Raw genomic sequence first — 15,225 nt, 5'->3', positions numbered from 1 at the left:
CAGTAATAATGTCATTACAAACGCTTGACAGGGCGAATGGCTGCCGACTAACAATCTAGCCACGTCTCTCTTTCGCCTTTCCCGTGCTCGCCGCGGTTCGGCACAACCGCCCGGAGGTGTTCCTCGATGCGGACAGCGTGGCTCGACGCCGGCAGGATCGGCGCGGCGCACACCGCCGACCCGCGCGCCGACCTGCCGATCCCGGCCGGTCGGGGGGACTGATGAGGTACGACGTGATCACGATGGGGCGGGTGGGCATCGACCTCTACCCGCTGCGCTCCGGCGTGCCACTGTCCGAGGTGGACACGTTCGCCCGGTTTCTCGGTGGTAGCGCGACCAATGTCGCGGTCGCCGCGGCGCGGCTGGGGCGGCGGGTCGCCGTCGTCACCCGCACCGGCGCCGACCCGTTCGGTGACTACGTGCACCGGGCCCTGTCCGACTACCACGTCGACGACGTGTACGTCACCGCGGTGCCCGGCCTGCCGACCCCCGTGACGTTCTGCGAGATCTTCCCGCCGGACGACTTCCCGATCTACTTCTACCGCGCCCCGAAGGCCCCGGACCTGCACATCCGTCCCGAGGAGCTGGATCAGGACGCGCTGGCGGCCGCCCGCCTGGTATGGCTGACCGGGACGGGCCTGTCCGCCCAGCCGAGCCGGGCCGCGCACCACGCCGTGCTCGACCTGCGGCGCGGCGGGGAAACCGTGCTCGACCTGGACTACCGGCCGATGCTGTGGGCCGAGCCGGGACAGGCCGAGGCGGAGGTGCGGGCGGCGCTCGCCAGCGGCCGGGTGAGCGTCGCGGTGGGCAACCGCGAGGAGTGCGCGGTCGCGACCGGCGAGACCGAGCCCGAAGCGGCCGCCGACGCCCTGCTCGCCCTCGGCGTACGGCTGGCGGTCGTCAAGCAGGGCCCGGCCGGCGTCCTGGCCAAAGACTCCGCCGGCAACCGGGTGGTCGTGCCCCCGGTGCCGGTCGAGGTGGTGAACGGGCTCGGCGCGGGCGACGCCTTCGGCGGCGCGCTCTGCCACGGACTGCTCGCCGGCTGGCCGCTGGAGCGGACCCTGCGCTTCGCCAACGGCGCCGGCGCGTACGTGGCCGCGCGGCTGGCCTGCTCGGCTGCGATGCCCACCGCCGACGAGGTGTACCAATTGACGGGAGAGGTGCCGTGACCATCGAGTACGCGACGCGGGCGCTGCGGTACCCGCCGGACGACGGCGTGGCGGGTGCCGTGGACGCGGCCGCCGCGCTGCTGGGGTGAGCCATGTACCTCCCAGCGGGAACAGCGGGTGGCGGCGACGGCTGCCCGGTCGAGATCACGCCGGAGCGGGCCGGCTGGCGCTACTGCGGGCTGCGGGTGCACGAGTTGCCCGCCGGCGGTGAGATCACCTTCGAGACCGGCGGGTTCGAGCAGCTGGTGCTCCCGCTGGCCGGCGGCGGACGGGTGCGCTGCGGTGGGCAGACGTTCACCCTCGACGGGCGGGCCAGCGTCTTCGACCGGGTGACCGACTTCGTCTACCTGCCGATCGGCCACACCGTCACGATCAGCACCGACACCGGGATGCGCTGCGCGCTGCCGGCGGCGCGGGCGACCCGCCGGCTGCCCGCCCGGTACGGCCCCGCCGAGCGGGTGCCGGTGGAGGTGCGCGGCGCCGGCCCGGCCACCCGACAGGTCAACAACTTCTGCGCGCCGGAGGCGTTCGAGTGTGACCGGCTGGTCGCCGTGGAACTGCTGACGCCGGGCGGGAACTGGTCCAGCTACCCGCCGCACAAGCACGACATCGCCGGGGACGGCGAGGCGGAGCTGGAGGAGATCTACTACTTCGAGACCGACGGGCTGGCGTACCAGCGCGTCTACGGCAGCACCGAGGTGCTCGCGGAGGTCGGCGCGGGCGACGTGGTGCTGGTGCCCGACGGCTACCACGGCCCGTCCATCGCCGCCCCCGGTTACGACCTCTACTACCTGAACGTGCTGGCCGGGCCGGCACCCGAGCGGACCATGGCCTGCCGCGACGACCCGGCCCACCACTGGGTACGCGCGTCCTGGCAGGCGCAGCGGCCCGACGAGCGCGTACCGATGACCTCGCACAGGGGGAGGACCCGATGAGGATGACGGTGGCCCAGGCCGTCGTGGCGTTCCTGGCCGAGCAGGAGACCGAGCGGGACGGCGTACGGCAGCGGCTGATCGCGGGCTGCTTCGGCATCTTCGGCCACGGCAACGTGGCCGGACTCGGCCAGGCGCTGCTGCAGGCGGGGGCCCGGATGCCGTACTTCCAGGCGCGCAACGAGCAGGCGATGGTGCACACCGCCGCCGGCTACGCGCGCACCCGGCTGCGCGCCTCCACCTACGCCTGCACCACCTCCATCGGCCCCGGCGCCACGAACCTGGTCACCGGCGCCGCCCTGGCGACGGTCAACCGGCTGCCGGTGCTGCTGCTGCCCGGGGACGTGTTCGCCACCCGGGTGGCCAACCCGGTCCTGCAGGAGTTGGAGGACCCCCGCTCCCTCGACGTCTCGGTGAACGACACGCTGCGGCCGGTCAGCCGGTACTGGGACCGGATCTACCGCCCCGAGCAGTTGCCCGCCGCCCTGCTGGCGGCCGCGCGGGTGCTCACCGACCCGGCCGAGACCGGGGCGGTGACCCTGGCGCTGCCCCAGGACGTGCAGGCCGAGGTGTACGACTTCCCGGACGAGCTCTTCGCGCCGCGGGTCTGGCACATCGCCCGGCCGCGTCCGGACCGGGCGGCGCTGGAACGGGCCGCGGATTTGCTGCGCTCGGCCCGTCGGCCGCTGATCGTGGCCGGCGGTGGGGTCGGCTACAGCGGCGCCGCCGAGGCGCTGGCCGACTTCGCCGCGGCCACCGGCATCCCCGTCGCGGAGACCCAGGCGGGCAAGGGGTCGCTGCCGCACGGGCACCCGTGCGCGGCGGGCCCGCTGGGCGCCACCGGCTCCACCGCGGCGAACGCCCTCGCCCGGGAGGCTGACGTGGTGGTCGGCATCGGCACCCGCTACAGCGACTTCACCACGGCGTCGCGCACCATCTTCGCCGACCCGGACGTCCGTTTCGTCAACCTCAACGTGGCCGCCTTCGACGCCGCGAAGCTCGGCGGCGTCGCGCTCACCGGCGACGCCCGGGAGGGGCTGCGCGAGCTGGCCCGGGAACTCGACGGCTGGACGCTGCCGTCGGCGCGGCGGCAGCGGACCGCCGACCTCGTCGCCTCCTGGGACGCGGCGGTCGACGCCGCGCGGGCGGCCACCGGGGGGCCGCTGACCCAGGCGCAGGTGCTGGGCGCGGTCAACGACGCCGCACGGCCGTCGGACGTGGTGGTGTGCGCCGCCGGCTCGATGCCGGGCGACCTGCACCGGCAGTGGCGGGCCGCGGGGCCCGGCCAGTACCACGTGGAGTACGGCTACTCGTGCATGGGCTACGAGATCGCGGGTGGCCTCGGCGTGCGGCTGGCCGCGCCGGACGCCGAGGTGTTCGTGCTCGTCGGCGACGGGTCCTACCTGATGATGGCGCAGGAGCTGGCGACCGCCGTGGCCGAGGGGGTGAAGCTGACCGTGGTGCTGGTGGACAACCGCGGGTACGCGTCCATCGGCGCGCTGTCCGAACACGTCGGCGCGGGGCGGTTCGGCACCGCGTACCGGGCCCGGGATCCGGAGAGTGGCCTGCTGGACGGCCCCGACCTACCGGTCGACCTGGCCGCCAACGCGGCCAGTCTCGGCGCGCAGGTGCTCACCGCGGAGACCCTGACCGAGCTGCGGGCGGCGCTGGCGAAGGCCGCTGCCGCCAGTGCCACCACGGTGGTCTACGTGCGTACCCCGCTGACCGGCGATCCCGGCCCGTCCTCCGACGCCTGGTGGGACGTGCCGGTCGCGCAGGCGGGCAGCACCCCGGGCCTGGCCGCCGCGCAGCGCGCGTACGCCGCCGGCAAGGCGACGCAGCGCGGCCACTGGTGAGTCCGGTGGCGCGAGCTCGGCCTCACCGGCCGGCGATCCGTCCAGTTTCGATTTGCGGCCGTCGACCGGGCAGATCGGTGTCGTCTCCGGCGCGGTTCGGAATCACCGGCGGGCGGCCGTCGTCACTCGCGGGTCAACCCGGGTGGCAGCGCGTCTTCACCGGGCCGGACCCGGCGGGCGTTGGCCAGGGGGTCGCGTTCAAGGGCGTCAATCAATGCTGCCGGACCGCCGACGCAGGTCCAGGTGTCGTCCCAGAGTGCGGAGACCAGCCATGACCGGTCGGCGGGGAAGAACAGGTCGGGTAGCGCTCCGTGGGCGTGGCGCAGGTGACCACCGGTGCGCCAGGTGAGGGCTTGCGCCGGGCCGGCCTCGACCAGCACGTACGGCCAGTTCCAGTAGAGCGACACCCGGGGGGCGTGGGGGAAGACGACGTCGTGGGCGCCGGTGTCGAGGTAAGCCAGCCACCAGGGCTGGTCGGGGGTGTGCGTGCTGAGGTCTTCGACCAGGGCGTGCTCGTAGGCGGCGGCGGTGACCTCGTCGGCCTGGTACGTGGTGGCGTAGGCGTCGAAGACCGGCGGGATGGCGGTGGCGATCGAGACGCCGGCAGTGGTGTGACCGGCGATCCATTCCACGTCGGCGGCGGCGCCGATGCGCCAACTCCGCCCGTCCCTGCTGACCTGCACACCGCTATTCAAGCCGTGCCAGCGACGGTTGGCGGGGAAATCAGACCGGTCGCGGACGGGTCCGCGGTCAGGCCGAGCGGAAGAAGGTGGAATCCAGCAGCGACCTCGTCTGGGGCGAGCGGTACGGCGACGGGGTCGTCTTCCTCGACCCGGCGGACCTGAGCCGCGACAACGACGACGGACCAGCCCTCAAAATCTTCACATCTTGGCAGCGGGGCGCACCTCCGCTACCGTCCATGGGAACGCTCCCATGTAGAAACATCTATGTGATCAGGAGGCAACACGTCGTGGCTACCCTCTCCTCGCTCCGCCGCAGATCGGCGGCCACCAGCGTGGCGGCCGTCGCGGGCGCCACCGTCGTCGGCGTCTGCCTCGCCGTCGGCAGCGCTTCCGCCGGCACGCTGTCCGGGTCGCTCTACCGCGACCCGAATTCGGCCGTCGTCCGCTGGGTCGCCGCCAACCCCGGCGACTCGCGTGCCGCCGTGATCCGCGACAAGATCGCGAGTCAGCCGCAGGCCCGCTGGTTCGCCAACTTCAACCCGTCGACGGTGCAGTCCGAGGTCTCCGGGTTCGTCGGCGCCGCCAACGCGGCGCAGCAGATCCCGGTGCTTTCGGTGTACGAGATCACCAACCGGGATTGCGGCGGGGCCAGCGCGGGTGGGGCGCCGGACCTCAACCAGTACCAGACCTGGGTGTCCAACTTCGCCCGGGGGCTGGGCAACCAGACCGTCATCATCATCCTGGAAACCGACTCGCTCGCCCTGCAGACGTGCCTGAGCGGCAGCGAGATCAGCGCGCGTAACCAGGCGCTCACGACGGCCACCCAGACCATCAAGTCGGCCAACCCCAACGCCAAGGTGTACCTCGACGGCGGCCACTCCACCTGGAACAGCGCAAGCGAGCAGGCCAACCGGCTCCGGGCGGCCGGCGTGCAGTACGCCGACGGCTTCTTCACCAACGTGTCGAACTTCAACTCCACCTCGGGTGAGGCGAACTTCGGCCGGGCGGTCATCTCCGCCCTCGCCGGCATGGGCATCCCCGGCAAGCGCCAGATCATCGACACCAGCCGCAACGGGGGTGCCAGCGGGGACTGGTGCGCCGACGACAACACCGACCGGCGCATCGGGATGTACCCGACGACCAACACCGGCGACAGCAACATCGACGCGTACCTCTGGGTGAAGCCGCCGGGGGAGGCGGACGGCTGCCGCTACACGGCCGGTTCGTTCCAGCCCGACCTGGCCTACAGCCTGGCCAACGGCGCGCCCAACCCGCCCACCACCGCGCCGCCGACGACCGGGTCCCCGACCACCGCTCCGCCGACCACGGCCCCGCCGACGACCGCGCCGCCGACCACGGCTCCCCCCACCACCACGCCGCCGCCGACCGGTAACGGCTGCTCCGCGTCGGTGGCGCTCAACCAGTGGTCCGGCGGCTTCACCACGAGCGTGACGGTCACCGCCGGCTCTGCGGACATCAACGGCTGGACCGTGACCATCACGCTGCCCAGCGGCGCCGCGGTCACCGGCACCTGGAACGCCCAGGCCAGCGGCACCAGCGGAACCGTCCGGTTCACCAACGTGAGCTACAACGGGCACGTCGGCGCCGGGCAGTCGACCAACTTCGGCTTCCAGGGCACCGGCACCGGCCCGGGCGCGACGGCCACCTGCACGGCTGGCTGACCCCATCCGACGACGCGGCCCGGCGCGGAGGACCACTCTCCGCGCCGGGCCCGTCCCCGTTGTTCGGTACGGGCCGGACCGGTCGGCGCCGGAATGACGGGTGAGCGAATGTCACCACCTGCCGGAGTCACCCGGAGACTCCGGGTGTGGTCCTGGGCTGGGCCAACGGTGGTCCGGGTGACGTGGGCGAACGCAGGTCACTCCCTGCCACCCCCGGTGAACCCCAGGTCGCGAGACTGGCCGCTCGCGCCCTCGTAGCGCAAGGATAGAGCAACGGTTTCCTCAGACGACGCTCTGCCGGTGTCCACAGGCTGACGACCTGCGGCCTTCAATCTTCCCCGTTGCGCGCCGGTCGCTTCGTGGGCTCGCTGCGATCGCTTGCCGAAGATCAGCTGAAACGTTGTGGGATCCTGCGGGTGCAGGCTTAACGCTGGCGCGAGTCGGGAGCCGAGTCATCCTTCCTCGTCGTCGAGCAGTTCGCGGCGCCACTCCGCGAATCGGCTTCGGCGTCCACGCCGAGTTCGACCTTGGGAAATCCCGGTGCAAGATGTGAAAGCGGTTGGCAGTGATCCGCCAACCCAAGCCGGCCATGCATGCGAGGCCGCCAGCCGATGGCGGCTACCGCGGCAATGACTGTCACTCGACGCCAGGTGGTTGGCGTTGCCCTTCCCGGCATTTGCCGCCGGAGCGGGCCAGCTGCGGCGCATCGGTTCGCGGTTTGTTCAACGTCTTCACGTCGATGTAACGAGGTGTTAGCTTATTGAAAACATTGCAAGGACTTGCATTGATCGACACGGCCGAGCGGGCAGGGCCCGCCTGCTCGGCGCCCCTCGCACCACTCCCCCGTCCCTCGCGAGGAGGTCCTCACAATGCATCATCGGATCCGCTCCACGTTGCCCTGGTCGTCAGTGGCCAGCGAGTGCACCAACGTCCTGGGCCCCAAGGGCTTCGGCGGAGTCCAGGTCTCCCCACCGCAGGAACACGTCGTCCTGCCGGGCCAGAACTACCCGTGGTGGCAGGACTATCAGCCCGTCAGCTACCAGCTGGTGTCGCGGCGTGGCGACCGGGCGGCCTTCGCCGCCATGGTGCAAACCTGGCACGGCGCGGGCGTGAAGGTGTACGTCGACGCGGTCGTCAACCACACGGCCGGCGGGGCGTCCACCGGCCCGGGCAGCGCCGGCTCGATCTACACCCACTACAGCTACCCCACCGTGCCCTACGGCTACGACGACATCCGCAGCTGGACCGACCGGTGGGAGGTGCAGAACTGCGAACTGGTGGACCTGGCCGACCTGAAGACCGAGTCGGCGTCCGTGCGCGGCAACCTCGCCAACCTCAACAACCTGGCCAACTCGATGCTGCTGAGCTCCGCCCAGGCGGTCGCATTCGTCGACAACCACGACACCCAGCGCAACGGCCGCGCCCGGCTCACCTACAAGGACGGTGCCACCCAGGTCAGCTGCGGCAACGGCTGGGTCTGCGAGCACCGCTGGCGGACCACCGCGAACCTGGTCGGGTTCCGTAACGCCGTCGCCGGCACGGGCGTGAGCAACTGGTGGAGCAACGGCTCCAGCCAGATCGCCTTCGGCCGCGACGCCAAGGGGTACGTCGTCTTCAACCGCGACGGCGGCCCGCTGACCCGGACCTTCCAGACGAGCCTGCCCGCCGGGACGTACTGCGACATCGCCAACGGCGACGTCAACGGCACGACCTGCACCGGCGCGGCCTACATCGTCAGCTCGTCCGGCCAGTTCACCGCAACCGTGCCGGCGGGGGGCATGCTGGCGCTGCACATCGGCGCGCAGATGTCCGGCGGTGGCAGCGGCTGCGGCACGGTCGCGGTGAGCTTCGCGGTCGACGCGCAGACCGTCTGGGGCGAGAACATCTTCGTCGTCGGCAACCGGCCGGAACTCGGCAACTGGAACACCAGCAGCGGTGTGGCGTTGTCCGCCGCCACCTACCCGATCTGGCGGGGCACCGTGCAGCTCCCGCCCGACGTCACCTTCGAATACAAGTACATCAAGAAAAACGAATCGGGCTACGTGATCTGGGAGACCGGCGCGAATCGGGTCCACTCCACCACCGGCTCCTGCACCGTGACCTTCAACGACGTCTGGCGAAGCTGAGGAACCCGGCCGTGAAGACATACCGATTCTGGGCGCGCGTCGCCCTCACCATCACCATGCTGGTCACCCTGGCCGGCGTCCTCGCCGCGAACCCGTTGACGGCAACGCCAGCGCAGGCCGGCATCGATACGCAGAGTCTCGGCGCACGATACGACGGGACAGCCTCCAACATCACGTTCCGGGTCTACTCCGCGGGAGCCACCCGCATCGCGTTGTACCTCTACAGCGCCGCCACCGGCGCCCAGGAGAAGGTCAGCTACGTGCTGACCGAGACCAGCGACATCTTCGCCAAGACGGTCAGTGTGACCGAGCTGAGCAGCTACGGCATCACCGGCACCGTCTACTACGGATACCGCGCCTGGGGGCCGAACTGGCCCTACAACGCTGGCTGGACGAAGGGGTCCACCGCCGGCTTCATCGCCGACGTCGACTCCGCCGGCAACAGGTTCAACCCCAACAAGCTGCTCGTCGACCCGTACGCTCGCGAGATCAGCCACGATCCGCAGACGCCGAGCCACACCGACCTGAGCGGCTACCGCTCCGGAGCCAACCGCGCCGTCGACACGGGCACCTTCGCGCCCAAGGGCATCGTGTTCACCCCGGCGGCCGGCGGGTTCGGCACGAAGCCCACCCGCGCGTTCAAGGACGACATCGTGTACGAGGTGCACGTGCGCGGGTTGACGAAGAACGACACCGCGGTCTCCTCGGCGTACCGGGGCACGTACAAGGGTGCCGGGCTCAAGGCCGCCTACCTGGCGTCGCTCGGCGTGACGGCGGTGGAGTTCCTGCCCGTGCAGGAGACGCAGAACGACACCAACGACGTCAACCCCACCAGCACCGCCGGCGACAACTACTGGGGCTACCTGACGCTCAACTACTTCGCCCCCGACCGGCGCTACGCCTACGACAAGTCTCCCGGCGGCCCGACGGCCGAGTTCAAGGCCATGGTCAAGGCGTTCCACGACGCCGGCATCAAGGTGCTCGTCGACGTCGTCTACAACCACACCGGCGAGGACGGGCCACAGGGCGACAAGAACACCTACAACATCTTCTCCTGGCGCGGCCTGGACAACCCCACCTACTACTCGTTGACCAGCGACCGGCAGAGCCCGTGGGACAACACCGGGGTCGGCGGCAACTACAACACCTTCAACCCCGTCGGGCAGAACCTCATCGTCGACTCCGTCGCCTACTGGAAGAACACGCTCGGCGTTGACGGGTTCCGGTTCGACCTGGCGTCCGTGCTGGGCAACACCTGCCAGCACGGATGCTTCAACTACAACCGCATCAACACCAGCACCGCGCTTAACCGCCTCGTCGCGGAGATGCCCGCCCGCGCGGCCGGCGGCGGTGCCGGTGTCGATTGGATCGCCGAGCCCTGGGCCATCGGCGGCAACAGCTATCAGGTCGGCAACTTCCCCGCCGGCTGGTCGGAGTGGAACGGCATCTACCGCGACACCCTGCGCCGCGACCAGAACAAGATGGGCGTCGACGCGGTCACCCCGGCCGACCTCGCCAACCGTTTCGCCGGCTCGTCCGACCTCTACGGCGACGACGGCAGGCGCCCATGGAACTCGGTCAACTTCATGGTCGCCCACGACGGGTTCACTCTGAAGGACCTCTACACCTGCAACAGCAAGAACAACAACCAACCCTGGCCGTACGGACCGTCCGACGGCGGCTCCGACGACAACATCTCCTGGAACCAGGGCGGTGTCGCCGCCGACCAGCGCAAGGCGGCCCGCAACGGTCAGGCGTTCCTCATGCTGTCCGCAGGCACCCCGATGATGACCGGCGGCGACGAATACCTGCGCGGCGTCAACTGCAACAACAACCCGTACAACCTCGACTCCAGCGCCAACTGGCTGGCCTGGGCCCCCGACACCAACCAGACCGACTTCTACACCTTCACCAACCGGCTGGCCGCCTTCCGCAAAGCGCACCCCGCCCTGCGGCCGGCGAACTTCTACACCGCCGCCGACACCAACGGCAACGGCCTCGGCCAGGTCGAATGGTTCACCCCGGCGGGCGCAGCGCCAGACGGGGCGTACTGGGGCAGCGCGGACAACCACGCGCTGGCCTGGCGCATCGACGGCAGCGAGTTCGGCGACCCCGCGTCAGGCATCTACATCGCCTACAACGGCTGGTCCGGCGACGTCACCTTCACCCTGCCCGCACCTCCAGCAGGCAAACAGTGGTACCGCGTGACCGACACCTCCACCTGGGCCGAAGGACCCAACCAGGTCGCCAGCCCCGGCAGCGAGGCACTCATCGGCGGCACCTCCACCACCTACATCCTCCGCGCGCGCAGCCTGCTACTGCTCATCGCCAGGTAGGCCGGTCCGCCGGTCACGCTCCACCAACCAACTCCCCGCGTCCCGTCAGGACCCCGGCCTGTCACCATCCGGGCCCCTCCTGACGGGACACGGGCTGGTCGGCGATCAGTCACCACCGTTGCCACCTGTGCCCCGTGTCGCACGCAGCGCCTGTCAGCAATCGGTGCGCCCTTCCGCTCCATCCAACTGAGCGAGCGAACCGACAGGAGCAACACATGAGCGGGGATGAGTCGGCGGGGCGGGCGGTGGGCGCGGGTCGCGCTGCGACTCGGGCTCCTGCTCGGCGGATCGTTGTGACGTGGGGTGCCCACGAGGCCGCCACCACCGCGACCGCCTACGCCGCCGACCGTCCGACCGCCGCAGCGACACCCGTGTTCGATACGAGGGCCTGCGGCGTTCGACCCGCGGCATTCAGCGAGTTGGTCAACGCCCGCCAGCCGTTACCCGGCTCCGGCCGTGCGTAGGTCGGCGATGAGCCGGTCGAGCAGCCGTTCCTCCATCACCGCTCGGCCGGTACGCCGCATCGACTCGCTCAGCGACTCGTCCCACGGCGTCCGGGTGGGCGTACCGAGCAGTGCCGTGCCGGTGCCCGCCGCCGGCAGGTAGTCCGCCGCGGTCATCCGCCACGGGACCGCGCCCGGGTACCGCTGGAGAGCGGCCGCCGTCAGTCGTACGCCGGTCCAGTCGAAGTCGTTGCGCCACCGGATCACCGCCCCCTGAGCGGCGCACAGCAGCGTGTGAACGGCGACCGACGGCACCCCTTCGGTGCAGATCAGCGGTGGGGCCTGGGCCCCTAGCGCGGTGGTGGCCGCGCGCAGCACGGCGGGGTTCTCGCAGACATAGACCTCGCCGCAGTTCAGTGTGAGCGGTGCCAGGCGCAGTTGGTGCAGGGTGACCCGGATCGGCACGCCGGCCTGCGCGGCGTCGGTGAGCCACCGTCCGACCAGGCCGCCGGCGGCCGGTACGTTGAGCACCAGCACCTGGCTGGCGAGGTCGTCCGGGACCAGACCGACCGATTCCCACAACGCCCGTTCCTGCTCGCCGTCGACCGGGAGCGCCGCCTGCTGCCAGGCGGCGACGGCACGGAGGACGAGCGCGCGCAGCGGCCCCTCGGCGAGGGCCTTCGTGTCGTCCAGCACCCGGTCGGCGAAGACCGGAATCGGCTCGTCGGCCGCTGGCAGCGCGTCCAGGACGCGGACCACATCCTCGAACGGCAGTCCGGTGCGGACGACGCGGGTCAGGGTGCCGTCGCGGCGCAGGCCGTCGAGCCATTCGGCGTACCAGGCGGTGCCGGCGTGCCGGCCCTCGTGGGCCGCGGCGAGGACGGCGTCGCGGGCCACCGCCTCGCGTTTGAGGTCGGACGGTCGGTTGCGCAGCGGGGCTGTCGTGGTGAGCACTTCGATCAGGCCGACTCCGTGCGCGGCGCGTAGGTGCTCGTCCACCGCGCTGAGTCGGATGCTGAGGCGTGCCGCTGCGGCGGAGCGGTGGGTGCCGGTGATGCCGATGATCACGAGACGTTCGTCGTCCGTGGGGGTGGAAAGCGTCACGGTGGTGTCGAGCCGGCCACCGCTGCGTTCCAGGCTGCGCCGGGCGGCCGCCAGCAATCGCCGCCAGCCGGTCTGCTCGACGAGATCCGCCGGACCGCCCGACCGATCCCGCCCGGTCGGCACGAGCGACGGATGTGCAGCGGACCGGTCCGACGGCCGTTGGCCGCGCCCGTCTGTCATTCGTCTGTGAGGTCGAGCAGGACGCCGGCCCGCTCGGGTTCGCCACGACCACCGGGGGCGCGGCGGGTCTCCGGGGAGCCGAGCGCACGGGCCAGGGTTCCGTCGAAGTCGGCGATGTTGGTCGAGCCGTCCCAGACCAGCAGCACGGTGGACACGGCGTGTTCCACGGCGGAGTGGGACAGGTCGTAGTGGGCGGCGCCGCTGACCGCCGGGTGGGTGGCCCAGAGGTCGTAGCCGGTCATGAACAGGTCCAGGTCGAACTGTTTCGCCAGCGCCATCAGCTCACCCCGGCCGGTGTCGTCCACGCCGGCGAACGCCTCGTCGAGGCCGAGCAGCCGGGGTGCGTCGGGCCGCGCCGAGCCGAACAGCGCGTTGGCGGCGGCGAACAGCGGCAGGTGCAGGGAGACCGACTGTTCGCCGCCGGAGAGCTGGCTGTGTCGGGCCCGGGTCAGCGCCTCCGTGCCGCCGCCGGGCCGGTGCAGGGTGAACGCGAACGTCCGCCACTGCCGGTAGTCGAGGACGTCGCCGAGCAGTTCCCGGTAGGGCCGTTCGGGCGCGGCGGCCCGCGCCGCCTTGATCCGGGCGGCGAAGTGCCGGCGCATGGTGGTGAGCTGGGCCGGCCCGAGCCGGGCCGGGTCGCGTTCGAGGAGCTTGCACACGTCGCGTTGCTCGGCGTCGAGGTCGTCGGCGAGCCGCCAGCCGACGCCGACGGTGAGCCCCGAAGACATGCGCCGGGCGCGCATCTGGCTGTCCATTGCCGTGACCAGGTCGCGGGCCTCGATGGTCCGGTGGTGGATCTGCCGGGCGAGTTGCCCGAGCAGGGCGTCCTCCAGCACCCGCTGCTCGGAGTCGGTCAGCAGTTGCTCCTGGTCGCGGCGCTCGCGGGTGATCCGGTCGGCGAAGTGGGCGACGGGGGTGAGGCCCTGCTCGTCGGCGACCCGGACCACGATCACCCCGTCGTCGGTGTCCCACTCGGGCCGGTGGTCGAGGCCGGCGGCGGGAAGTTGCGCCTGCAGGTCGGTCAGTGCGCTGGTGAGCCGCGTGGCGCTCTGCTTCAGCGATGTCTCGGTGGGGCTCAGCTCCCGGGTGGCGGTGAGGATCGCCTCGTGCAGGGCTGCCACCTGCGGATGCAGTTCGTCGTCCGGGGTCTGCGCCGGCCAGCGCAGGTCGGTGGGACAGCGCAGCAGGCCCAGCAGGTCCGGCTGGGCGTACGGGCGCAGCCGCTGGGCGTCGTGCTGCGCCTCGGCGACGGCGGCAACCAGGGCCTGCTCACCCAGCTCTACCCGGGTCAGCGCGGCGACCCGCCGCTCCCGGGCGGCGCCGAGTGAGGTGCGAGCCTGCTCGACGGCCTGCTCCGCCTCGGTGATCGCGTCGACGGTTCGGGCCACGTCAGCCAGCACCCGTTCCGCGTCGGCGCCCACGCTGTCGCGCAACGTCCGGTACGCCTCCGCCTTCTCCTGGTGCCGTGCACGGGCCGTGCGTGCGGTCTCCGCCGCGGCGGTGAGCCGGTCGACTGCCTCGTCGTGCCGCTGCCGGGCCTGATCCTCCTGCTCGGCGGCACGCGCGGCGGCTGTCCGTGCGCCCTCCAGGCGTACCCCGCCCTTCTCGAAGCGGCTCACCGCTTCGGCGGTGTCGTCGAGCCGGTCGACCGGAAGCGACCGCTCTGCCGCGCTCCGGCGCAGCGCGGCCGCGGCGGCGGCCCGCTCGGCCAGGGCCTGGTCGAGGCGGGCGGCGGCGGCCGTGCTGGCCTCCTGCCGGGCGCGCAGCGTCGCGGCGGCCCGGTCCAGCTCGCGCAGCGCCGTGTGGACCGGTGCGGGTGCCGGCAGTTGCGCGGCGGCCGCGTCCACCGCCGCCAGCAGTGCTTCGACGGACGCACGGTCGCGGTCCACCGCGCCGAGGTCGGCGTCGATGACGGCCAGCAGCCGCTCGCACTCGGTGACCCGGGCGGCGCGGCGGGTGGCCCGGGCGGTCGCGCCGATGTACTCGCAGGAGGTCTTGGCGAATCGGCCGGCGACGATGCCCTGGGCGTACCGGCCGTCCACGCCGATGGTGACCGGCGCGGCGTCGGGCGTGGTCACGTCGGCAAGCGCCACCGAGGTGAGCACCTCGGTGATCCGCGCGGCGGGCACGTCGTTTTGTTCCTCAGGGGCCAGCACGTCGGCGAGGGTGGCCCCGGTGGGCCGCCGGTGCGGCGGCAGCGGCAGCAGGTAGCCGTCGAGGTCGTCGCCGGCCAGCGCGGTCGTCGCCGTTCCGGGGTCGGGGTGCAGCCAGGCGTCCAGCAGCCCGGCCGCGTGCAGCGCCGCCTCGACGGCCGCCGCGTCCGCGCCGGTCACCCCGTCGGCGAAACGGACCAGCCGCCACAGCGGTGCGCCGGGTCGGCCGGCGCGTGGCGCTGGCCGGGTCACCGGGACGGGTGGCGCGTCGTCGTGCTCGGCGGCGATCCGGTCCCGTTCGGCGGCCACCTCGGCCCGCCGGTCGGCCAGCGCCGCGCGCTGCGCCGCCAGCGCCGCGAGCCGGTCCCGCCACTGGGCCACCGCGGTGGCCGTGGCCTCGGCGTACACCTCGCGCAGGGTCCGCGCGCCCGGCTCGCCGGTGGCGTCCACGGCGGCAATCAGCCCGGCAGCCAGGTCCGGGCGCGCGATGTCGGCCAGCAGCCCGGCGTTGCCCTGCGCCCACTGCTCGAGCTGGGCGCGCAGCCGGGCGCGGGCTTGCGT

General features: G+C 72.0%; 9 protein-coding genes. 6 read left to right on the top strand and 3 right to left on the bottom strand.

All coding sequences use genetic code 11. The annotated features are described in order from the left end of the window. The first annotated feature begins 221 nt into the window (after positions 1 to 221). From iolC to iolD, 3 genes are all read left to right on the top strand, one after another. Positions 222 to 1,169, top strand: a complete 948-nt coding sequence (gene iolC, locus EFE23_RS04025) for a 5-dehydro-2-deoxygluconokinase (protein ID WP_123239515.1) — start codon at positions 222 to 224, stop codon at positions 1,167 to 1,169. A 92-nt stretch (positions 1,170 to 1,261) separates the two neighbouring features. Continuing rightward, positions 1,262 to 2,104: a 5-deoxy-glucuronate isomerase gene (gene iolB, locus EFE23_RS04020; RefSeq protein WP_123239514.1), complete on the top strand. Its 843-nt coding sequence runs from the start codon at positions 1,262 to 1,264 to the stop codon at positions 2,102 to 2,104. Next, entirely contained in the window at positions 2,101 to 3,957 is a 1,857-nt protein-coding gene (gene iolD, locus EFE23_RS04015; RefSeq protein ID WP_123239513.1) for a 3D-(3,5/4)-trihydroxycyclohexane-1,2-dione acylhydrolase (decyclizing), read from the top strand. Before iolB ends, iolD begins: the two co-directional genes overlap by 4 nt. Before the next feature lie 122 nt (positions 3,958 to 4,079). Here the strand turns inward: iolD and EFE23_RS28415 are convergent, their stop codons facing one another. Next, positions 4,080 to 4,640 carry a hypothetical protein gene (locus tag EFE23_RS28415; RefSeq protein ID WP_199736914.1) on the bottom strand — a complete coding sequence of 187 codons (561 nt, stop codon included), beginning with the start codon at positions 4,638 to 4,640 and terminating at the stop codon, positions 4,080 to 4,082. A 287-nt stretch (positions 4,641 to 4,927) separates the two neighbouring features. On the opposite strand from EFE23_RS28415, the gene EFE23_RS04005 reads away from it, so the two are divergent. From EFE23_RS04005 to EFE23_RS03995, 3 genes are all read left to right on the top strand, one after another. Further along, complete coding sequence (locus EFE23_RS04005) at positions 4,928 to 6,322, top strand: glycoside hydrolase family 6 protein (protein ID WP_233600852.1); 1,395 nt, start codon at positions 4,928 to 4,930, stop codon at positions 6,320 to 6,322. Between the two features lie 869 nt (positions 6,323 to 7,191). Further along, positions 7,192 to 8,448, top strand: a complete 1,257-nt coding sequence (locus EFE23_RS04000; protein WP_123239512.1) for a carbohydrate-binding module family 20 domain-containing protein — start codon at positions 7,192 to 7,194, stop codon at positions 8,446 to 8,448. Positions 8,449 to 8,459: 11 nt separating this feature from the next. Then, the gene (locus EFE23_RS03995; RefSeq protein WP_199736913.1) at positions 8,460 to 10,784 is read left to right on the top strand and encodes a glycogen debranching protein; all 2,325 of its coding nucleotides are present in this window, start codon (positions 8,460 to 8,462) and stop codon (positions 10,782 to 10,784) included. A 440-nt stretch (positions 10,785 to 11,224) separates the two neighbouring features. On the opposite strand, the gene EFE23_RS03990 is transcribed toward EFE23_RS03995, so the two are convergent. Continuing rightward, a complete protein-coding gene (locus EFE23_RS03990; protein ID WP_233600851.1) occupies positions 11,225 to 12,454 on the bottom strand; it encodes a TIGR02679 family protein in 1,230 nt (409 codons plus the stop codon). A 53-nt stretch (positions 12,455 to 12,507) separates the two neighbouring features. Continuing rightward, on the bottom strand, positions 12,508 to 15,225 hold a 2,718-nt coding region (locus EFE23_RS03985), incomplete at its 5' end, for an SbcC/MukB-like Walker B domain-containing protein (RefSeq protein ID WP_123239510.1).

This window comes from Micromonospora solifontis (assembly GCF_003725545.1).
In the GTDB taxonomy this organism is placed as follows: domain Bacteria; phylum Actinomycetota; class Actinomycetes; order Mycobacteriales; family Micromonosporaceae; genus Micromonospora; species Micromonospora solifontis.
This window is presented reverse-complemented; position numbering and strand designations above follow the sequence as displayed.